Raw genomic sequence first — 20,900 nt, 5'->3', positions numbered from 1 at the left:
TGGACCGCGTCTATTGTGTCACCTGACGGGCACGAACGCGCGTGCTAGGGACTTTAGTCCGAGTCGGACGAGTTCTCCTATTCGTCGATCCCGAGGCCACGGGCAACATTCGGTGGGAAGAAGTTGGGGCCCTTGAGTACCTTCCCGTCCTCGCGGAGCTTGACAGAACCATCGGGCATCAGCTTCGACAGGTTCGAGGCCTGGACCTCAGCGAGCACCGAATCCAGATCCATTCCTGATTCGATCGCCATCCCGAAAATAACGTAGACGAGATCCGCAAGGGCATCCGCAGCCTCGATAACATCGCGCTCTCCGTCATCAGCAGCTGCGGCCTCAGCGGTGGCGGCCTCGATGATGGCGCGGGCGCGCTTGCCGTACACCGCTCCGACGAGCTCAGCGAACTCTTCGGCAATGAGGCTCATGCGCAGATCGAGGCGCTCGTAGGACAGCGTCGGATCGTCGAAAGGACGAATCGGGACCGAGTAGGTGCGGTGGAACTCCATCACGAGATCCATCGGGCTGGGCGCTCCCCCAGTCGTGTTCGAGGCGGTGGTGGTCTTCTCGCTCATGCGTGGTCCTTTCGAGACTGTTCCCAGGCGGTGGCCAGGATGTTCGTGAATGCGGTCGTGGTCTGATGCCCGTCGACGAGGAACTGGGCGTCGAAGACGTAGGTGGGGACGGCGGTGACGCCCATGTGTATCGCCATTTGGAAGTCCGAATAGACGCGGGAAGCCCATTCTTCGTCTTCGATGGCCAGTGCCGCTAGGTCTGCCGGCATGCCAACGTCCTGGGCACACCCGATCAGGACGTCCGGGTGGGAGATGTCGAGTCCCATTTCGAAGTGGGCACGCATAATTGCCTCGGCGACCTTGAGCTGGCACGAGGACGGGCCCGCCACCGTATCCTCGTCAATATCCGCGTCATGGGCTGCAGCTATCACGCGGTGCGCGCGTGACGTTGGGGCAATGATCAGATTGTCGAAGTCAAAACGAATGCCCTCGCGAGCGCCGAGTGCACGCATGCGTTCGTCCGATTCACGCACCTCTTCGAGGGTTGCGGTGCCGGATTCGACGAGGGCAACGACTCGTGGCTTATCAATGGGCGCGTCGAGATCGGGATCGAGAAGAAATGCGTGCAGGTAGACCTCAACCTCGTCACGGCGGCCGAATTGCTCGAGAGCTGCGCGAAGGTGTCGCAGCCCCAAGTAACTCCAGGGATCGCAGGTGTCGAGCCACATGTCAATACGCACGGCGCCTCCTCGTCGGTGATATGGAAAACCCCGGAGCCTTTCGGCCCCGGGGCATCTCGTGCGCGGAGGGGGACTTGAACCCCCACCCTCGTAAAATGAGGACTAGCACCTCAAGCTAGCGCGTCTGCCTATTCCGCCACCCGCGCAGGTGAGCGATGCGAACCGTTGCGATCCGCAAGCGAGTAGAAGCTTAACACGATGTGGTCGACATGCGCCAATCGAAACTAGGATTCTTTTTCGTCGCCCCGCAGACGCGAGTCGAGAGTCGCGAAAACCTTTGCAATCGCGTCGATATCTTCGTCCGTCATGCCATCGAGAAGATACTCGCTGACGGTCTGCTGATGCAGTTCTGTGGCAGCTAGCACAGTTTCAATGCCCTGTGTTGTCAGGCACGCGTCGTATCCCCGTCGGTCCGTCTGCGACGGAATGCGCTCCACCCAACCGTCACGCGACAGGTTCGACACGAGGTAGGTGACACGCGAGGGAGAATAGACGACCCGCTCAGCGAGCTCCCCCATGCGCAGGCGGTGGCCGGGGGCCTCCCATAGCGCCAGGAGAATGTTGTAGTCCGGCATAGAGACGCCGTAGGTACGCTTGAGACGCGTCTCGAGAATGCCCTGTAGGCGCCCGGACGCCTCGAAGAAGACTCGCCATGCGGCGGCGCGTGCACTATTGGCCTGAACGATCGGCGTGAGTCGTGCTCGTGACTCCATGTCTCCCTCCTCGTGGTCGTGTCGGATGCTTCTCTCGGGATAATAGGGCATAGTGACTAAGAAAGCACCAACAACGCGAGGGAATCACGTGTCTTTATCCATTTCTGTTGTCCTTTTTGACGTCGATGGAACGCTCGTTGATTCCGCTCCGGCCGTCATGAGCGCGTTCCGTGACGCACTGTCAGACTACGATTTGCCAATCCCCGACGATCAGCGCCTACGTACGTATGTTGGCCCGCCGCTGTGGTATTCGTTCGCAGACCTGGGGTACGAGGGAGAGCTTCTGGCTGGCCTCGTGACTCGCTACCGCACTCGATACCAAGCTCACTATCTCGATCCTGAGCCCTTCCCGGGAGTCATCGACCTGCTGCATGATCTCCACAACGCGGGTATCCCCTTGGCCACCGCGACGTCGAAGCAGACGCCGATGGCTGTGGCGCAGATGGAACAGCTGGGACTGACCAGCATCTTCGACGTGGTCGCGGGAGCTACACCCGATCCGTCTTCGAATAAGGCGAGGGTCATTCGTGAGGCCTTGACGCGCCTGGAGGCGGTGGGAGCTGATATCTCCCACCCCGTCATCGTGGGAGACTCCATCTGGGATGTCCGTGGCGCACAGGAGGCTGGCATCCCAGTGGTTGGAGTCGGCTGGGGATATGCGACAGAGGATGGCCTCGACGATGCGGACGCCGTGTGCGAGACGGTCGAAGACCTGCGTGCATTCATCCTCGATGGGGTAGCGAGGGCAGCGTCCCAGAGCGGACGCTAACGAAAGTCCCGGGACTTCACGTCGACGGGAAGCCCGACAGGCGTGATCCTAAATGCTTGCACGCTAATCGCGCCGTCTCCCCACTCGAGCGTCCCACGTACGAGCAGCGCACTCGACTCGAGGCACACGCGCCGGAACTTTTTCCACGCACCCACCGACACGGAGACGTTGACGAGGCCGGTCTCGTCTTCAAGGGAGAGGAACGTGACCCCTGCGCCCGTGTGAGGGCGTTGTCGGTGGGTGACTATTCCTGCGACGTCGACGATGCGTCCAGCCAAGTGATGTCCGAGATCACCCGTCCGCAGGACTCCTTCAGGCAAAGCGGAACGCACGTACGCGAAAGGATGCGTCCCTACAGTCAGCCCCGTCGAGGCGACATCCAAGCGCATGTGCCCCTCTTCTGAGAGTGGAGGGAGGTCGGGGACGACAGAGCCCACCTCCGTGCCGGGAAGAAACGGTTGCCACTGGCCGGCCCGTGCGGTGGGTTGGGCGAGTGCTCCGGCTGCCCACGTCCCCTCTCGTCTGCCCACTCCCAGGCACTCGAGTGCTCCCGCCATCGCAAGTTTTTCCATGTCGGAGGCACTCATATGGGCACGCCGGGCCAGGTCCGCCTGATTCGCGAAGGGGCCCTCGTGCCTCGCTTCGACGATGCGCGCAGCAGCCGCGCCCAGGCCTCGCACCTGAGAGAGCCCGATGCGTACCGCGAGGGAGCTATCGACATCGAGGGGAACGAGGCCTCGAGAGGGAAGGCACTCCGATCGTCCCGCATGGTAATCCTCCCCCGCTTGCTTCCCCACGCGCTGCACGCTGGCGTCAACGAGCGAATCATTCACCGATGGGCCAACGACGCGTACGCCGTGCCTGCGAGCGTCCTGCACAAGAGTCGCAGGGGAATAGAAACCCATCGGCTGCGATGCCAGAATCGCGGCGTAAAAGTGCTCCGGCGCGTGCACCTTCAGCCAGGATGAGGCGTACACAATGTGCGCGAACGAAAAGGAGTGAGACTCCGGGAACCCAAAGTCCGCGAAACCCTTGAGCTGTTCGAAGATGCGCTCGCGCGTGGGGGCGTCAATCCCCCGTTCCTCCATGCCGGCCATCAGGTCTCCTTTGAGGGCTTCCATGCGCTCGGGGCTGCGTTTGGCCCCCATCGCACGACGTAGCTGATCAGCTCGGGCACCCGAAAAACCTGCTGCATCCGTCGCGATGCGCATGAGCTGCTCCTGAAAGAGCGGCACGCCGAGCGTCTGACGCAGAGCCGGTTCGAGGAGTGGGTGCAGGTAGGTGACCTCCTCGCGTCCCGCTCGGCGCCGCAGGTAGGGGTTGACCGAGTTCCCCTGGATCGGGCCGGGGCGTATGAGGGCAACCTCCACGACGATGTCGTAGAAACACCGCGGTTTGAGACGGGGAAGCGTGTTCATCTGCGCGCGCGACTCCACCTGAAAGACGCCAACCGTGTCGGCTGCGCACAGCAAGTCGTAGACCCGTGGATCCTCCTCCGGAAGAGTGTGCAGTCCCAGGGGCTTATCGCCGCGCCCATGCACCACTCGCGGCGCCCAGCCGCGCAGGAGCTTATTCGCTGCCTCTCCAGTACGTGCGTTGCCAGCCTGGAGCTCATCGAAGGCGACGCGCAGCGCCGTCAGCATGCCGAGCGAGAGCAGGTCGAACTTGACGAGGCCCGCATCCGCACAATCCTCTTTGTCCCACTGGAGGACGGTGCGTCCCGGCATCGCTGCCCACCCCACCGGGCAGATGCGCGAGACCGGCTGATCGGTGAGCACCATGCCTCCCGAGTGGATCCCCATGTGTCGGGGCAGACGTGCAAGCGCAGCAGCAGCGTCACCAACAAGGGCTGGTGGTTCTCCCCTGCCCTGGGACCAGGCCGTAGCCGTGCCGGCGGGGTACCCGAGAGCGCGGGCGACGTCGCGGATCGCCGAGCGCGGGCGATACGTGATGACGTTGGCAACCTGTGCCGCGCGATCCCTCCCAAAGGTGTCGTAGACGTACTGAATGACCTCTTCGCGACGGCATGCCTCGATGTCGACGTCGATGTCGGGGGGACCTGAACGCGCATCGGACAAAAACCTCTCGAAGAGCAGGTTGTGGCGCACGGCGTCTACCGCCGTGATTCCGAGGCAGTAGCACACCGCTGAATTGGCGGCACTCCCTCGCCCCTGGCACAGGATGCCGCTGCGCTCACAAAAGTCAACGATCTCCTTGACGATCAGGAAGTAGCCCGCAAAGCCGAGCCGTTCGATAATCCCCAGTTCATGATCGATCGTTTCCCATGCCCGAGGGTGTTGTGCGCGCGTCCCATAGCGCTCGCGGGCCCCCTCGTAGGCACAGTGTGCGAGCCAGCTATCCGGTGTATGCCCGTCGGGAACCCGGGTACGGGGCAATCGCGGAGCGACGAGGCGCAGGTCGAAAGCACAGGAGGCTGCGACGTCGCAGGCGTTATCAAGAGCATGTGGGTGGGCGCCGTGCAGCCGAGCCATTTCGGCGGGTGAGCGCAAGAAGGAACGATGGGCACCCAGGTGCGCGTGCGCCTCGTCGAGGGAGGCGCCCAGTCGGGTAGCGGCAAGGATGTCGCCGAGTGCTTGCTTCGAGGGAGTCGACATGCGCGCGCCGGTCGTGGCAACGAGCCGTGTTCCACTGGCGCACGCAAGCTCCGCAAGCGTGTCTCCAACCTCACCCTCATCCCCGCGCGCGGCCTGCCATTCGACGAGAACCTGGTCGCGCCCAAACGTGTCCACGAGTCCATCGAGGACTCGGCGTGCTGACACCGTTCCTCCAGCTCGCAGAGCACGCATGAGCGGACCGCGTCTGCCTCCCGTGAGGACGATGAGATCCCCTCCGGCCACGCTCAGATCGACGAGGCTGTGGCAGGGGTTTCGCTCCCCCGGCGCAGATAGCGCCCGCTCACTCATGGCCCCCACCAGGTTGGCGTACCCGCCGGGGCTCTGTGCCAATACGGGCAGACGTATCCCCGGATCGTCAGCGCCGGGGGCAAGTCCCCATCCCGGCGCCTGCGTGCCCGGAATGATTCCTCTGAGCGCGTCTGTCGTGAGCGTCAGCTCGGCCCCATACACGATCGGCAGGCCGACGTCGCGAGCTGCCACGGTCGTCTGAACCGTCGAATACATGCCATCAACGTCGAGAATCGCCAGGGCGTCAAGGCCCAGACGCGCAGCTTCGGCCACCATCTGCGCGGGTTCGTCGGTCCCGTCCAGGAAGGTGAAAGCGCTGTGCGCGTGCAGTTCTGCGTAGCGTTGCTCCATGGTCACGCACCCATCATATCGAACAAATGTTCGATGAAGTGGGAGGCTGCCTACCCGCACACGTGCGCATGCGTATCGAAGAGAGGCCACGCTTGTGGTCACAAACCGTATGCTGGGACCATGGAATCCATGCTCGCAGCGTCGCTTCGCTCCCCTGGCGCACTCACTCTCGAGAAACGTCCTATCCCTGCGCTTGGTCCCCAAGACGCTCTTCTCGCCGTGGAAGCAACGACCCTGTGCGGCACCGATCTGCGCATCGCAACGGGACAAAAAACGAACGGCGTGACCCCGGGCGTCGTTCTCGGGCATGAAATCGCCGCGCGCGTATGGCGCATCGGAGACGAACTGACCGCAGGGGTTGACGTTCCCGCTCCGGGCACGCAGGTCGGCCTCGCACCCGAGATCGCGTGCGGACACTGCGACGCGTGTGTCAGTGGCCGGTCCAACGTGTGTGCGCGCATGCGCCTCTTCGGAACGGGCGTGGACGGAGGGCTCGCAGACTTCATCCTTGTTCCCCAGGAGGCCCTTGGGTGCATTACTCCCGTCGCTCGCAAGATTACCCCGCCCCTCCTGGCGCTGGCAGAGCCGCTCTCATGCTGCCTGCGCGCCACCAGGCGTCTGCCAATCGGCCCCGACTCCCGCGTTCTCGTGCTGGGAACCGGTCCGATCGGCCTCATCCACTGCGCGCTCGCGGCCTTCGCCGGAGCCCGCGTGATGGCGTGCGGCCGAGCGGCGCGCCTCGAACCGGCCCGTACGATGGGCGCCGAGACCACGACGACGTCTCAAGGCGACGACCTCGTGGCCAACGTCCAGGAATGGACGGGCGGCGTGGGAGCAGACGTCGTGATCATCGCCGTCGGCGACCCCGGCCTCGTCCCCGTTGCCATCCAGTGCGCGCGCATCGGCGGACATGTGTCATTCTTCGCTGGCTTCCCCGCCGGGGCCACGGCACAGGTCGATCCGAACCTCGTGCACTATCGCGAACTGACTCTCAGCGGCAGCGCCAACGCGACCCTTGACGACTACGCGAGTGCCGTCGACATGCTCTCCACCGGGAGCATCGACCTCTCACAGCTCCTCACGCACGAGTTTGCACTGTCCGACGTGAGTTCGGCCCTCGACGCAGTGCGTACACGCGCCGGACTGAAGATCGCCGTACGCCCGGACGGTATGGTCGGCCGTTAATCAAGAAGGCCGCGAAGGTCCGCCTCGCTCAGGCGAGCGCCCGTACCTGTCCCGTTCATCACCGAGGAAATCAACTGACGTTTGCGATCCTGAAGCTCCACGACCTTCGCCTCAATCGTGTCCGTCGCAACCATCCGATAGACATTCACTTTCTTCGTCTGGCCGATGCGGTGCGCACGATCAATCGCCTGCTCCTCTGCGGCTGGGTTCCACCACGGATCCATGACGTACACATAGTCGGCTTCGGTGAGGGTCAAGCCCGAGCCGCCAGCCTTGAGTGAAATCAGGAAGACCTGGGCGCGCCCCGAGCGGAACTGCTCGATGACCTCAGCGCGACCACGCGTCGATCCATCAAGCTGTACGACGGAGATTCCACGACGCTCCAGCACGTGGCGAATACGTTCCAGGAATGAGGTGAACTGGCTAAACACGAGCGCCTGATGGCCCAACGGCACGATCTCGTCCAGGCGATCAGCCAGGTATTCAATTTTCGCCGACCCAACGTGCGCGTACGAGGACTCAACGAGGGCCGGGTCGAGCGCAAGCTGACGCAGCCTCGTGATCGACGCCAACACGCTCATCCTGTTCGCATCCACATCGCGCAAGAGGTCAAGGATCCGCGCGCGCTCGCGGGCCAGGTATTGGTCGTAGATATGACGGTGCTCCTTACCCAGGTCAACGCGCACGATGTCGACGATCTTGTCGGGCAGATCGGGTGCAACTTCCTCCTTCGTACGACGTAGAACAAAGGGGGAAACATAGGCCGTCAAACGCGTGAGCAGTGCCGGATCCGCACCATTTTCAATGGGCTTACGCACCCGCTGCTGGAATGTCTCCCACGGAGGCAAGAGCCCTGGGCACGTCAAAGAGAGCAATGACCACAGGTCTGACAGCGAATTCTCAATCGGGGTGCCAGACACCGCCAGCTTCCAGGGTGCCTCGAGGTCGCGAAGGACGCGGTACGTCGCGGTGCGGGGGTTCTTCACTGCCTGCGCCTCATCGATGATGACACCACCGAGACGCACGTCCTTCCATTGTTCACCCTCCAAGCGCGCCAGCGTGTAGGAGGTGACAACGACGTCGGCGTTTTCGACCTCCTGCGCAATCGTCGTTCCTCGGCGCGCGGCCGTTTCATTCACGGCGCGCACACGCAGATGCGGCGTAAAAGTGCGGGCCTGATCGGTCCAGACGCCGACAACGGACGTCGGCGCGACGACAAGCACTGGGGCTCTTTCACCCGCAGGCTCCTGCACATGAAGGGCGGCCACGGCCGAGAGGATCTGAACGGTCTTGCCCAGGCCCATATCATCGGCCAGGATTCCACCGATTCCCCGCGCCAGCCGTGCCGTCAACCACGTGTGCCCACGCCGCTGGTACGGGCGCAGGATCTTGCTCAGGCTCGGCACCGGAGGCAACCCATCGTCCCCAGAGCCACCGCGCAGCGGAGCGATGCGTGTTCTCCAGGCGTCGCTCAACCTCACGTGGTCGGATGCGGCGGCGACCAGATCGACCATGCCGACTTGCATGGGAGTGAGCCTCATGTCCTCACCATCCCAGCCCGACAGCGTCCGTGCTTCCTCCAAGAGGGTGGCCAAAGAACGAATGCGTTCCCCGTCCAGGCGCACCCACACGGCACCCACCTCGACATAGTCCTGACCGCTGGCTAGCGCCTCAAGCGCCTCGCGCACGCTGATCGTGACGGTGCCCAGGCGCAGCCGCACATTCAGATCGAACCAGTCGCGCTGGGCAGGATCGACGCTCAGGTCAATGTCACAGCCGTCTTCGCGCACATCAATCGCGCGTACATCGTCCGCAACATCCCACACGAGACCGTCCGGCCCCTCGATGTCGACAACCTGTTCCAAGAACGTAGGAACACGCCATGGCGACAGGCGCCCAGTTCGCGGCGGCGGTGTCCACAGATCCGCGTCCAGCGCGTGCCCCCACGACTCCACGCGCCGCACAATCTGCGCCACAGCCTCGTCGCCCACGCAGTGCGCCACGGGGGTGCGCGAGCGCGACTCGCCCTGCTCATACTCCGCCCACCAACGCACGACGACCGACTCTCCATCGCGGCGCACCGTTCCCACGAGAGAAACGTCGGGCCGCGCCTGGGGATCGAAACTCCCATCGGAGGACGCCATCGAAAAACGCCGCAGAAGCGCCGGCAACCACGTTCCTCGAAACTCAGCGATGTCCGCCGAGGGAATATGCAGGGCACGGTCGAGAGGAAAACCGTCCAGTGTCGCCAGCCCCTCGATGCGCGCGATGGTACGCCCCCCATCCAGCAACAGAACACCCGCGTCGCGGTCGATACGAGGCCTTACCACCACGTCATCTCCGTTACGCGCAACAACTCTGACGTCAAGGCCATCATCACCGGCACGCACATCAATGTCCGCATCCCACGTCGTATGAGACAGCACCACCCGGTCGCGCGCCTCAGGCGAGGCATACAGCTCCACCCCGGCCCTCACAAGGCGCGCAAGCCACGCGTACGCATGCTCACCCAGCGAGCTAAGCGTCACTTCCGTACGCGAATGCCACGAACGCGACTCTCGAGACAAGCGATAACCCTCGCGCATCAGCGAGACATGCGTCGGATCAAGACCATCGGTCACCGACGCCCACTGGGTTGCCGTCAGATCAAGCCACGAGGCGCGCTTCGTCGTCCACGCCGACGAGGAGCCACGGCGAAGAGGAACGAGAGACGGCTCGACGCCGGGATCATGGGCATCAACAACGAGGGCCAAGGGATCACCTAGATGGTCGCGATCCCCACCCAGCATCTGCTCGAGAATCCGGCTCCATTCGGGCACGACGCGACGCTTCTCGCGAGCATCCTCGCGTCCGACGATAAGCATGGCAACCGCATGCGGACAGTCACCGCGCAGCGGGCACGCGCATGAAAGCGATGGGCGCAGCGCACCCTGCTCGACACGCACGCGATACGTGAGTCCTCCCTCTTTCACGCGCGCCTCAGCTCGTTCGCCGACCTCGTCCCAGGAGAATTCGCGCACCGCACCGCTGCGCGCCAAACGCAGACCGTTTGCCCACGTCGCCGGGCCGACGAGGGCCATCACATCGTCATCCGACAGCGAGGCCAGCGTTTCACTCAGCGACAGAGATACCATCCTTTCAGTCTACGGCACGCACCAGCGCCCGTCACCGGGTCACTGGGTCAGCCCCTCCATCGCCCACTCCCCTCCCTGCCAGACAAGGAACACATCCCGACCATCCTCAAGCAACACCCTCATGTAGGCGCGCGGGCGTTCCTTGGCCCACCAGCGTCCCCCCACCGGCCAGGGGCCCTCCACGCGTGTGATCGCGACGCGTCGCCCCCTCCCGGACGTGGATCGCGTTGTGTCATGGGGGTCTATGAAATAGGCGGGCACTGCACTCAAGGCTCCTCGATGGTCGACACGCACATCATCGAAGATGCCCGATTCGCCCACGATCCTCACCCGCACTGGCTCGTCAAAAAGCGTCGCTGGAGGCTGAGCAATACGCCCCTCCCACGCCCCCTCACACGAACGCAGGCGAGACTCGCTGCCCCATCTGGCCATCACCACGCGACTACGCGGATCATAACCACCCTGCACCCGCGGAACGAGGAGCGCATCCGGCCCCGCCATACCCTGGATACGCACGACACTTCGCGACACATCGCGCTCGCGGTCTCCTCGTCCCCACAGCGCAGTCGTCCCATGCCCCTCCCGGGGATCGCATGCGGTGACGCGGATGCTGGCTACGGCACCACTGGGACCATCGACGCCAGACGTCCATCCTGCCAGCGTCCAGCGAACGCGCAGCGCGACATCATCGGGAGCCCACAGATTGCATCCGCTCCACGTGCGAGTGCGTTGCCCGCCCCCTGCGTCTTCTACGTCAATGCGCAGCGTCTGCGAGACAAGCCCACCCTGCGCCAACTTCAGCGCCAGATCTCGAGCAAGGCGCACAATGGGAACCATCATTGTGTCGATGGATTCTCCACCGGCGTCGATACTGCACTCCACCGCAATGTCAGGTTGGATACGATCAGTCGGCGCAACGTTGCCATCTCCACCGGATGCGAGGATCCAGAGCGCGTCACCGACATCCCCGAAACGCTCGCACACGCGACCGCGACCAAGGCCAAGAAAATCCGCACAGGTGCGGATACCCAGGCCCCGCAAGAGTTCGACCGCCTCAGACGCTCTGTCAACCATTGCGGGAGGAACAGAACTCAGAACCTCGCACAATGAGATACGCCCCAGGAATGATTGGGTCTCTGCGGAGGGAACTATACGTCCCTCGCGCGCCGCTTTCACAGAGGCGACTGGACCGTCTGCAATTCCCACGAAACATTCGACTCCAACAGCCTCCTCGATCGCCGACACCAGAGCCGAGGCGGCGGCCTCCTCGCTCCCATGCCAACGAGCCGGGCCTCGTACCCGGCACCTGGCCAAGCCCGGGCGCATGCACTGAACCCCAGCCGCCACCGAGTCGAAGGCGTCGACGACCGAGCTAAAAGCTCTGGCCTCGCGATCGGGGTCGCGCGGCATACAGAGAAGATCGGGGCATAAAAACGTTGCCTCCCGCACGCTCATGCCGCTCCTGACGCCTGCGCGCCGAGCCGCCGCGCTAGCTACCTCGATGCGGTCAGCATGCACGACGGCCCCGACCCCACCCGGAGGCAGGTCAACCACGAGGCAGTGGACCGGCCAGTCGGGCACCCACACCACCATGTCACGCACCTATATCACCAGCCGCATTCGCGGACGTGGAGCGGGGACACGCGAAAGCCCCTGCCAGGAAGAAAGCGTCACGATGGTGCGTCCCATTGAGCGAGCTCGCGCCGCCAGGATCCGCTGGTGTGCACCGGACAGTTCAGGAATATCGAGGCAGATGACATCGCAAGCGTCCACGAGAAGGGCACACAGATCGACCAGCGGGGAATCTTTCTCAGCGTTTAAAACGAGAACACGGTCGAGGTCCATCCCCTGTTGAGCTGCCCACTCCCAGCCGATATCACCAACTCCACACACACCGATCCACCCACCGGTGGGGCACACATCAATGAGGAGACGGATGAGTTCGGACCTGCTCGTCGGTCCCAGGAGGATGAGAGAAGCACCAGTGGACCCGTGCTCAATGTCGTCGCGCGCGCGCAGTCCGACAGCCCGTTCGGCACGGTTCAGCACGTCACGCGCCGCGAGCAGACGCGCGTGCGCATCGGTCATGGCTCCCCTCCCACAAATAGAACATGTGTTCGACATGGGAAGTGTAGAACCACGCTCACACATCTGCGTCCCGAACGCCGATCGAGCGCGAATAGGTCACAATGGAGGCATCGCGAAAAGGAGAAGGCATGAATATCGACCAGCGCCCACTCGCCCCCAGCCCCTACGACGGCCTGAATGTCCCCACGTTCACACTGTCATCGACCGTTCTCACCGACGGCGCGCCGATGCCGAAGTCGGCGACAGCCGACGCAGGTTCCCTTTCTCCGGATCTCGCATGGCATGGCTTCCCGGAGGAAACAGCAAGCTTCATGCTGACCTGCTTCGACCCTGACGCACCGATCCCCTCGGGATGGTGGCACTGGGCAATCCTCGACATCCCCGCATCGATGACTCACCTAGAGGCGGGGGCCGGAGCGTCCGATCTCATGCTGGACGGCCCCGCTTTCCACCTGCGCGGCGACGCGGGCGAGGCCTCCTACTTCGGGGCCGCTCCCCCACCTGGCGACCGCCCGCACCGCTACGTGTTCGCTGTGCACGCCCTGAATACGGATACTCTCGGGCTCGATGACGATGCGACTCCAGCCATGGCCTCGTTCGTAGCGCTTGAGCACATCATCGCGCGCGCGACCCTGACCGTTACTCACCAGGCCTGAGGATTATGCTGCACATTATTTTTTGGGAGCCGGAAATCCCCGGGAATACGGGTGCTGCGATCCGTCTGTCGGCATGTACCGGGTCCATGCTGCACCTGGTCAAGCCGCTGGGCTTTGATATGGACGACGCGAAGCTTCGCCGTGCCGGCTTGGATTACCATGACCTCGCGCACGTCATGGTGCACGAGAGTCTGGATGACGCCCTCGCTCAGGTGCCGGGACGCATCTGGGCGCTCACAGGCCACGCCACCACCATGTACGCCGATATCTCCTACGCCGATGGCGACGGCCTCCTCTTTGGTCGCGAGTCAGTCGGGCTCTCCGAGGAGGCAATGAATCATTCCCGCGTCGAGGATCGCGTGCGCATCCAGATGGTTGACGGCGTGCGCTCTCTCAACCTGGCAAACTCCGCGTCCATCGTCCTGTACGAGGCGTGGCGTCAGCTCGGTTTTCCGGGTGGCATCTAGCCCTCGCCAGACATCAAAGAAGCGAGGCCCAGGTCGGATGAATCCGCCGGGCCTCGCTTGCTACAGGACACTCTCAGTGAGGCCTGAGCTCAGCCAGCCTTCCACGGAGTAGAAGGACGCTCCACCTGCTCCGCGAGGGAGACAATCCTGCGCGGATTTGAACGCCACATCCACACCAGGCCGATAACCGAGACGATGAGGGGCACGTAATAGAAATCCACGCCAAAACCGGTCCATGCAGAACGGGCCGAATTCAGTTCGTCAAGGCCGAGGGAGGCGACCCACAAAATAATAGGGATAGCAATCGACAGCGTAATTGTCACCCAGCCAACCAGACGCATGCGTCGCCCATTGTGTGTCAAAGCCGTCGCTGCAATGAGGTAGTCGACGCCAGCGAGGAGTGCAACGATCCGCGGCCCCCAGGGCTGGCCCTGGGCATGAAAGAGATCGAGGATAGCCGTCACAAAAATCCAAGCTCCCAAGAGCCAGAACAAAGCGATAATAATGCGGCCAAGTCCAAGCGACGGCGGGCGCTGATCGCGCGCACCGACAGCCTCGTTCGTTGCGTCATGTTCATGCACGTTATCGATCCTACCGAGGCCGCGCACACCCCGCATCGCATCAACAAAGCGCCCTCAACAAGAGGGTGTCATGTGGCCTGATACACCGGGATGAAACACCGAGCTTCAAGACAGCATTGCACAAACGTGGGACAATAGGCCTATAAGGACCGTGAGGCCCGCCATGAAAACAACCATCTGAGCTCCGGCTCATCAACGAGGAGTTTTAAACCTTGAGCGAATCGACCTACGACATCGTCATTCTGGGTGCGGGTTCCGGCGGCTATGCGACCGCCCTGCGCGCTGCGCAGCTCGGAATGAAGGTCGCCCTCATCGACGGCGATAAGGTGGGCGGCACCTGCCTGCATCGCGGTTGCATTCCCACGAAGGCGTACCTGCACGCCGCAGAGACGGCCGAGGCCGTTCGCGAGTCCGCCAAGTTCGGCGTTTCTTCGACCTTTAACGGTATCGACATGGCTCAGGTCGGCAAGTACCGCGACTCGGTCATCTCGGGCCTCTACAAGGGCCTGCAGGGCCTGCTCAAGTCCCGCAACGTCGAGGTTATCTCCGGCTGGGGCCGCCTGGCTGACGCAAACACCATCGAGGTGAACGGCCAGCGCATCACGGGCCGTAACATCGTTCTGGCGACCGGCTCCTACTCGCGCTCGATCCCCGGCCTCGAAATCGGCGGCCGCGTGATCTCTTCCGATCAGGCGCTCCAGATGGATTGGGTTCCCTCCTCCGTCGTGATTCTCGGCGGCGGCGTCATCGGCCTCGAGTTTGCCTCCGTGTGGCGTAGCTTCGGCGCTGAGGTCACGATCATCGAAGCCCTGCCCCACCTTGCCAACAACGAGGATGAGGCGATCTCCAAGCAGCTCGAGCGCGCCTACCGCAAGCGCGGCATCAAGTTCCACACGAACACCCGCTTCGCCTCGGCTACGCAAAACGAGCAGGGCGTGCACGTCCAAACCGAAGATGGCAAGGCTTTCGATGCTGACGTCCTCCTGGTTGCCGTCGGCCGCGGCCCGGTCACCGAAGGCCTGGGCTACGAGCAGGCCGGAATCACGCTGGACCGTGGCTTCGTGATCACCAACGACCGCCTGCACACCGGTGTTGGCAACATCTACGCGGTTGGCGACATCGTCCCCGGCCTCCAGCTCGCTCACCGCGGCTTCATGCAGGGTATCTTCGTCGCCGAAGAGATTGCTGGCCTGAACCCGACGATGCAGGCGGATATCAACATCCCGCGCGTGACCTTCTGCGAGCCGGAGATCGCCTCTGTCGGCATGACTGAAAAGCAGGCACGTGAAAAGTTTGGCGATCAGGTGCGTACGGTCGAGTACAACCTCGCTGGTAACGGAAAGTCGTCTATCCTGGCCACGTCGGGCATCATCAAGCTGGTCTCGGTTGAGGGCGGTCCGATCGTGGGCTTCCACGGCATCGGCGCGCGCATCGGCGAACAGATTGGTGAGGGCGAGCTCATGGTGAACTGGGAGGCGTACCCCTCTGACGTCGCTTCCCTCATCCACGCGCACCCCAGCCAGAATGAGTCGATTGGCGAAGCGGCTATGGCACTGGCCGGTAAGCCGCTCCACGTCCACAACTGACCGAAATTTTTTATAGGAGAACACACAATGGCAACTTCAGTGACCATGCCCGCTCTGGGCGAATCCGTCACCGAGGGCACCGTCACCACGTGGCTGAAGCAGGTCGGCGACACCGTCGAGCTCGATGAGCCCATCGTTGAGGTGTCCACGGATAAGGTCGACTCCGAGGTCCCCTCCCCCGTCGCCGGCGTTCTGCTGGAGATCCTGGTCCCCGAGGATGAGACCGTTGAGGTCGGCACCGAGATCGCGCGCATCGGTGACGCATCCGAGGCCTCGGCCGCCCCCGCTACCCCTGCCGCCGCTCCCGTTGAGGCTCCCGCTGCTCCCGCGGCCGCACCTGCAGCCCCGGCACCTGCTGCTGCCCCTGCTGCGTCTCCCGCTCAGGGCACCGAGGTGCGTATGCCTGCTCTGGGTGAGTCCGTCACCGAGGGCACCGTCACCACGTGGCTGAAGTCCGTGGGCGACGCCGTCGATGCCGATGAGCCGCTGCTCGAGGTCTCCACGGATAAGGTCGACTCCGAGGTCCCCTCCCCCGTCGCTGGCTTCCTCGCGGAGATTCGTGTTCCCGAGGACGAGACCGTTGAGGTCGGCACGGTCGTCGCGATCATCTCGTCGTCGGCTCCCGCCGCCACTCCGGCCGCCGAAGCCGCTGCTCCTGCAGCTCCCGCTGCTCCTGCAGCCCCGGCCGCTCCCGCTGCTCCTGCAGCCCCGGCCGCTCCCGCTGCTCCTGCAGCCCCGGCCGCTCCCGCTGCTCCTGCAGCCCCGGCCGCTCCCGCTGCTCCTGCGGCTCCTGCCGCCCCTGTAGCCCCGGCCGCACCGGTCGATCCTTTCCCGAATGCGTCGACCCTGGCGCAGACGGCTTCTGCTGCCCCGGTCGTCGAGGCCCCTGTCGCTGTGACCGGCTCCGCTTACGTCACGCCCATCGTGCGCAAGCTTGCTCGTGAGCTCGGCGTCGACCTGACGACGGTGTCGGGCACCGGTGTCGGTGGCCGCATCCGTCGCGAAGACATCGAGGCTGCCGCTGCTGCTGCCCGCGCCGCGGTTGCAGCGCCTGCGGCTCCCGCCGCGCCGTCAGCCCCGGCCGCCACGCAGCCCGCAGTCGTCCGTGAGCCCTCGCCGCTGCGCGGCACGACCGAGAAGATGTCGCGTCTGCGTCAGACGATCGCCCGCCGTATGGTCGAGTCGCTGCAGACTGCCGCTCAGCTGACCACGGTCATTGAGGTTGACGTCACCAAGGTCGCCGCTCTTCGCGCGCGCTCCAAGGACGCCTTCCTGGCCAAGCACGGCACGAAGCTGACGTTCCTGCCCTTCTTCGTCAAGGCTGCAACGGAAGCTCTCGCTTACCACCCGAAGATCAACGCGACCATCAACGACAAGGAGGTCACGTACTTCGATTACGAGCACGTGGGTATCGCCGTTGACACGCCGCGCGGTCTGCTGGTTCCCGTCATCAAGAACGCCGGGGACAAGGACATTGCTGGTATCGCAGCATCGATCAACGATCTGGCTGCCCGTACCCGCGACTCGAAGGTCGGTCCTGACGAGCTGTCTGGTTCCACGTTCACCGTGACGAACACCGGTTCGGGCGGTGCCCTCTTCGACACCCCGGTCCTGAACATGCCGGAGACCGCGATCATGGGTGTTGGCACTATTGTTAAGCGCCCCGTGGTCATGAAGGGCGCCGATGGCGCTGACGTGATCGCGATTCGCTCGATGGTGTACCTGTCGCTGTCCTACGACCACCGCCTGGTGGACGGTGCGGATGCCTCGCGCTTCCTGATGGATGTGAAGAAGCGCCTCGAGGAAGGTGCGTTCGAGGCCAACCTGGGTCTCTGATCACCGCTTATCACCTGTGATGGGGTGGGTCTGCGTAGCAGGCCCACCCCATCAGTATGTGACGCTACCGATCAGAACCCGGCCCCGCACCGCTCTGTCCATCGTCTGCGGTGACCGGCTCTGCTTTGACAACTTTGCCGGACACGGGATCAACGCGGATAACGAGATCTGTCACTTCTGGCGTATCGCGGTTTTCGCATCCGTTCGCGCGGCACACCTGAGACGACTGGACGGTGAGTGTTGCACCCACATCGATTGCTCCCTGCTCACAGGAGAGCACAGCGACATTGCCAATCGTGGAAGAGAGGGCCGCGACGCGAACACCTTGCGAGCGCATCGTGTCGATTCGGCTCGTATCCTGCTCGAGCAGTTCGCCGCCAAGTACCGACTGAAGGGCCGAGGAGTCACCGTCCACAACCGCACGATCGCGCGTCGTAATTGCACGGCTAATGAGGTCGGTGAGAACGGTCGGTTCACACATGCTGGACGCTGTGGGCGAAGCACTACTCTGGCCTGATGATTGTGTGCCAGGAGCACTGCCTGTGGCCTGTGGCGTGCCGTGCCACGTCCCATACGCCATGATGGCTAGGCCGGCAATGATCACAACGAGTCCGCCGGCGAGAATACTCACCCGCAACCGCTTCCCGATTCGCGGCGCCTCGCTACGGTGCCGTATGCGCGGCGAGGCGTCGTCGTTGTCGTGGTCAGTCACCGTCTCTTCGCGCAGCGCGGCTGCCCGCAGTTGCGCAATGACTCGCTCGGGATCGACAGGTTCGCGCAGGATGACGTGTTCCTCGGCTTCGACAACCGTTGGAGTTGCACATGATTGTCCCGAAGAAGCGCTATCGAATCCTAACTGCTCCAGTTCCTCCTCCATGCTCAGGAGTGCAGCGATCCGACGCAGGCACTGCCGATCTCCTGCTTTCCCTGACGTCTCGAGGCTCCATCCAGGGGTCCCCTCACCTTCACCGAGTTCGTCGATGAGGTCGATGATGACGGCTCGACCTTCCGGGGTGATGATGATGTTCGCCGGCGTCAGGTCCCCGTGCACGATTCCAGCGGCGTGTAACGCACTGACACCAGCCGCAATGCCGTGGACGATCTGACGCCGCGTTGCGATCGGGCGGAGGTCAGCCGAACCGAGTTCAGAATCGAGAGTTCGTCCGCGCACGTAGTCTTCGACGATTGCCCACCGACCGTCATCCGAGCGCACGACATCGCGCAGGGCAACAACATGACGCGAACTGATGGACGCCCAGGCCTTCCAGCGAGCGAGGTTCTGCTCTCCGTCACGAGGGGAACGTAAAGCGACCAACGCATCACCAGCTTCGGTGCGCGTTCTCCACAATGGACCGTTGCTCCCAATATGGAAGACCTGTCCGATCTCGTATCCGCCGATTTTCATGTTCCCATTGTCCGAATCCACATAATGTGATGCAACTCATTTTATAAAGTACCTGGTCGGACGCGAGCGCTTTTACTTCTCTCCTCTGCGTAGAATAATGACGCTATGAGTGAATCGAATCCCCCCGCTAAGAGGCGCTTCTATCAGAACATCCTCGATGCGTACCGCCTGACCGCACGCACATACCCTGCGCTCCCGTGGATGCTTCTCGGAACAGCCGCTGTGGTGATCGCTATCTTCATGCTGGTGGCCTGGCTGTCGAACACATCGTGGATTGGCTGGCTTGTCGTTGGCCTCATGGGTTCACTGACCGCAGCTCTTGCCCTTCTCAGCTTCCTGGCACGCCGCGCCCTGTTCTCACAGGTCGAAGAAACTGCGGGAGCCGTCAAGGTCGCACTGTCGCAAATCCAGAGGGGCTGGGTTATTCCCGAACAGCCTGTTGCATTTACCCGCGAGCAGGATCTCGTCTGGCGCATCGTTGGACGCGCCGGGGTTGTTCTCATCTCCGAGGGTCCCTCCTCGCGCGTTCGTCCGCTTCTGCAAGCGGAAGCAAAGCGAGTGACCAAGGTGATGCGCAACGTTCCGGTTCATCAGATTCAGGTGGGCCGCGAGGATGGGCAGATCGCCCTCAAGGATCTCCAGCGCGAGCTGCGTAAGCTCAAGAACATCCTCACCCCCGAAGAGGTCCCTCAGGTTTCTGCACGCATCAACGCTCTACGTTCGGGCGAGCCGCCGATCCCCAAGGGGATTGATCCGCTTCGCGCCAAGCCGTCGCGCCGAGCTCTTCGCGGCAACTGAACAATCGTTCCAAGTGGGCAAGCACTGAGTGCTTGCCCACTTGTGTATCCACCATCCGAGACGACAACACAATGCATACTATGCACATGCTTGCATATTCAGTACACAGTCTCGCACATACACGGATACCGAGGAACATAATCATGCACACGAAGACAATTTTCACGATGCTCACCGTAGCCAGCGCCGCGACAGCCCTGACGGCGTGCGCGGATCCGACAACGACCACGAACCCCGCAAGCTCAACAACAACAACCGCATCGAGCGCAACATCCTACGATATCTCCTCGATTCCTACGGTTGACGACATCGCAGCGCTTGTCCCCGACGATGTCAAAAAGCGGGGCACCCTGCGCAACGGGGCTTCCACCGGTTACGCCCCTGCAGAGTACATGGATGCCGACGGGCAGACGCCAATCGGCTACGACATCGATATCAATAAGGCGCTCGCACAGGTGATGGGTCTCAAAACTGGAGAGACGAAGCACTCCGAGTTCCCAACGATCATCCCTGCCCTTGGAACAAAGTTTGATGTCGGCATTTCCTCCTTCACCATCACGACTGAACGGGAACAGCAGGTCAACATGGTGTCCTACCTGAACGTCGGATCTGCATGGGGTGTCGCCACCGGCAATCCGAAGAACTTCAATCCCTCCGATCCGTGCGGGACGACGATTGCCGTCCAGACCGGAACGGCCCAGGAGGAATATGCGGCCACACTGTCGGACGAATGTGTCGCAGCAGGAAAGGGGAAGATCACCGTCATGCCCCACGAGCTTCAGACCGACATCGCCACCAAACTCATCGGCGGACAGTATGATGCGACGCTCGCCGATTCGACCGTCATTGGCTACACGAGCACCCAGTCGGGCGGCAAGATCGAACAGATCGGCGAGACCTTCGAGTCTGCACCTCAAGGCATCGCGATCGCAAAGGATGATGCCCAGCTCACCGAAGCAGTCCAGAAGGCGATGCAGTACCTGATGGATAACGGCTACCTGACAGACATCTTGGCCACCTACGGCGCCGACAATGCGGCTCTCACAACCGCAGAGCTAAACCCCAGCGTCAACTGACTCGTGACGCGCCACGCATAATATGCATTTATATGCATATGGGTGCATAATGGTAGCAATCACGGGCTTTGGCCCACTCCCA

17 protein-coding genes, 1 tRNA gene and 1 pseudogene are annotated in these 20,900 nt (G+C 63.0%); 8 read left to right on the top strand and 11 right to left on the bottom strand.

The features are described 5' to 3' along the window. Positions 1–77 precede the first annotated feature (77 nt). From QP415_RS00220 to QP415_RS00205, 4 genes are all read right to left on the bottom strand, one after another. A complete protein-coding gene (locus QP415_RS00220; RefSeq protein WP_016461632.1) occupies positions 78–569 on the bottom strand; it encodes a nucleoside triphosphate pyrophosphohydrolase family protein in 492 nt (163 codons plus the stop codon). Beyond that, positions 566–1,237 (bottom strand): DsbA family oxidoreductase, encoded by a 672-nt coding sequence (locus QP415_RS00215; protein WP_285098103.1) that lies wholly within the window; start codon positions 1,235–1,237, stop codon positions 566–568. Before QP415_RS00215 ends, QP415_RS00220 begins: the two co-directional genes overlap by 4 nt. Before the next feature lie 71 nt (positions 1,238–1,308). Beyond that, positions 1,309–1,395, bottom strand: a tRNA-Leu gene (locus tag QP415_RS00210). Between the two features lie 78 nt (positions 1,396–1,473). Continuing rightward, complete coding sequence (locus QP415_RS00205; RefSeq protein ID WP_016461630.1) at positions 1,474–1,962, bottom strand: MarR family winged helix-turn-helix transcriptional regulator; 489 nt, start codon at positions 1,960–1,962, stop codon at positions 1,474–1,476. An 88-nt stretch (positions 1,963–2,050) separates the two neighbouring features. Between QP415_RS00205 and QP415_RS00200 the strand changes: the two genes are divergently transcribed. Beyond that, positions 2,051–2,731 (top strand): HAD family hydrolase, encoded by a 681-nt coding sequence (locus QP415_RS00200; RefSeq protein WP_016461629.1) that lies wholly within the window; start codon positions 2,051–2,053, stop codon positions 2,729–2,731. On the opposite strand, the gene QP415_RS00195 is transcribed toward QP415_RS00200, so the two are convergent. Then, complete coding sequence (locus QP415_RS00195; RefSeq protein ID WP_285097773.1) at positions 2,728–6,012, bottom strand: error-prone DNA polymerase; 3,285 nt, start codon at positions 6,010–6,012, stop codon at positions 2,728–2,730. The two genes, QP415_RS00200 and QP415_RS00195, sit on opposite strands and share 4 nt — an antisense overlap. A 123-nt stretch (positions 6,013–6,135) precedes the next feature. On the opposite strand from QP415_RS00195, the gene QP415_RS00190 reads away from it, so the two are divergent. Further along, complete coding sequence (locus QP415_RS00190; protein ID WP_048676850.1) at positions 6,136–7,191, top strand: zinc-binding dehydrogenase; 1,056 nt, start codon at positions 6,136–6,138, stop codon at positions 7,189–7,191. Here QP415_RS00190 and QP415_RS00185 read toward each other — a convergent pair. From QP415_RS00185 to QP415_RS00170, 4 genes and pseudogenes are all read right to left on the bottom strand, one after another. Beyond that, positions 7,188–10,325: a DEAD/DEAH box helicase gene (locus QP415_RS00185; RefSeq protein WP_048676849.1), complete on the bottom strand. Its 3,138-nt coding sequence runs from the start codon at positions 10,323–10,325 to the stop codon at positions 7,188–7,190. The genes QP415_RS00190 and QP415_RS00185 overlap by 4 nt on opposite strands. 39 nt (positions 10,326–10,364) lie before the next feature. Next, positions 10,365–11,399, bottom strand: a complete 1,035-nt coding sequence (locus QP415_RS00180; RefSeq protein ID WP_285098115.1) for a DNA polymerase Y family protein — start codon at positions 11,397–11,399, stop codon at positions 10,365–10,367. Positions 11,400–11,516: 117 nt separating this feature from the next. Beyond that, positions 11,517–11,918 (bottom strand): annotated as a pseudogene (locus QP415_RS00175) (Y-family DNA polymerase); the annotation flags it as partial. A gap of 9 nt (positions 11,919–11,927) precedes the next feature. Next, entirely contained in the window at positions 11,928–12,413 is a 486-nt protein-coding gene (locus QP415_RS00170) for a hypothetical protein (protein ID WP_285097771.1), read from the bottom strand. Positions 12,414–12,541: 128 nt separating this feature from the next. Here QP415_RS00170 and QP415_RS00165 point away from each other — a divergent pair, with 128 nt between their 5' ends. Continuing rightward, a complete protein-coding gene (locus tag QP415_RS00165) occupies positions 12,542–13,069 on the top strand; it encodes a YbhB/YbcL family Raf kinase inhibitor-like protein (protein WP_016461623.1) in 528 nt (175 codons plus the stop codon). Positions 13,070–13,074: 5 nt separating this feature from the next. Then, positions 13,075–13,536, top strand: coding sequence for a tRNA (cytidine(34)-2'-O)-methyltransferase (locus QP415_RS00160; RefSeq protein WP_016461622.1), 462 nt, complete (start codon positions 13,075–13,077; stop codon positions 13,534–13,536). 89 nt (positions 13,537–13,625) lie between these two features. On the opposite strand, the gene QP415_RS00155 is transcribed toward QP415_RS00160, so the two are convergent. Further along, positions 13,626–14,117 carry a hypothetical protein gene (locus QP415_RS00155; RefSeq protein ID WP_016461621.1) on the bottom strand — a complete coding sequence of 164 codons (492 nt, stop codon included), beginning with the start codon at positions 14,115–14,117 and terminating at the stop codon, positions 13,626–13,628. Positions 14,118–14,329: 212 nt separating this feature from the next. On the opposite strand from QP415_RS00155, the gene lpdA reads away from it, so the two are divergent. Both lpdA and sucB read left to right on the top strand, forming a co-directional pair. Next, positions 14,330–15,703 (top strand): dihydrolipoyl dehydrogenase, encoded by a 1,374-nt coding sequence (lpdA, locus tag QP415_RS00150; protein WP_016461620.1) that lies wholly within the window; start codon positions 14,330–14,332, stop codon positions 15,701–15,703. 27 nt (positions 15,704–15,730) lie between these two features. Beyond that, the gene (gene sucB / locus QP415_RS00145) at positions 15,731–17,539 is read left to right on the top strand and encodes a 2-oxoglutarate dehydrogenase, E2 component, dihydrolipoamide succinyltransferase (protein ID WP_285097768.1); all 1,809 of its coding nucleotides are present in this window, start codon (positions 15,731–15,733) and stop codon (positions 17,537–17,539) included. A gap of 64 nt (positions 17,540–17,603) precedes the next feature. Here the strand turns inward: sucB and QP415_RS00140 are convergent, their stop codons facing one another. Continuing rightward, on the bottom strand, positions 17,604–18,944 hold the full coding sequence (locus QP415_RS00140) for a protein kinase domain-containing protein (protein WP_016461617.1): 1,341 nt from the start codon (positions 18,942–18,944) through the stop codon (positions 17,604–17,606). A 105-nt stretch (positions 18,945–19,049) separates the two neighbouring features. On the opposite strand from QP415_RS00140, the gene QP415_RS00135 reads away from it, so the two are divergent. Together QP415_RS00135 and QP415_RS00130 are read left to right on the top strand one after the other, a co-directional pair. Continuing rightward, entirely contained in the window at positions 19,050–19,742 is a 693-nt protein-coding gene (locus QP415_RS00135) for a DUF4191 domain-containing protein (protein WP_016461616.1), read from the top strand. Between the two features lie 143 nt (positions 19,743–19,885). Then, a complete protein-coding gene (locus QP415_RS00130) occupies positions 19,886–20,818 on the top strand; it encodes an ABC transporter substrate-binding protein (RefSeq protein WP_285097767.1) in 933 nt (310 codons plus the stop codon). Positions 20,819–20,900: the final 82 nt, after the last annotated feature.

This window comes from Pauljensenia sp. UMB3104, from assembly GCF_030217285.1.
Taxonomy (GTDB): domain Bacteria; phylum Actinomycetota; class Actinomycetes; order Actinomycetales; family Actinomycetaceae; genus Pauljensenia.
Note: the sequence above shows the minus strand (reverse complement) of the source record. Positions and strands in the feature narration are given on the sequence as shown.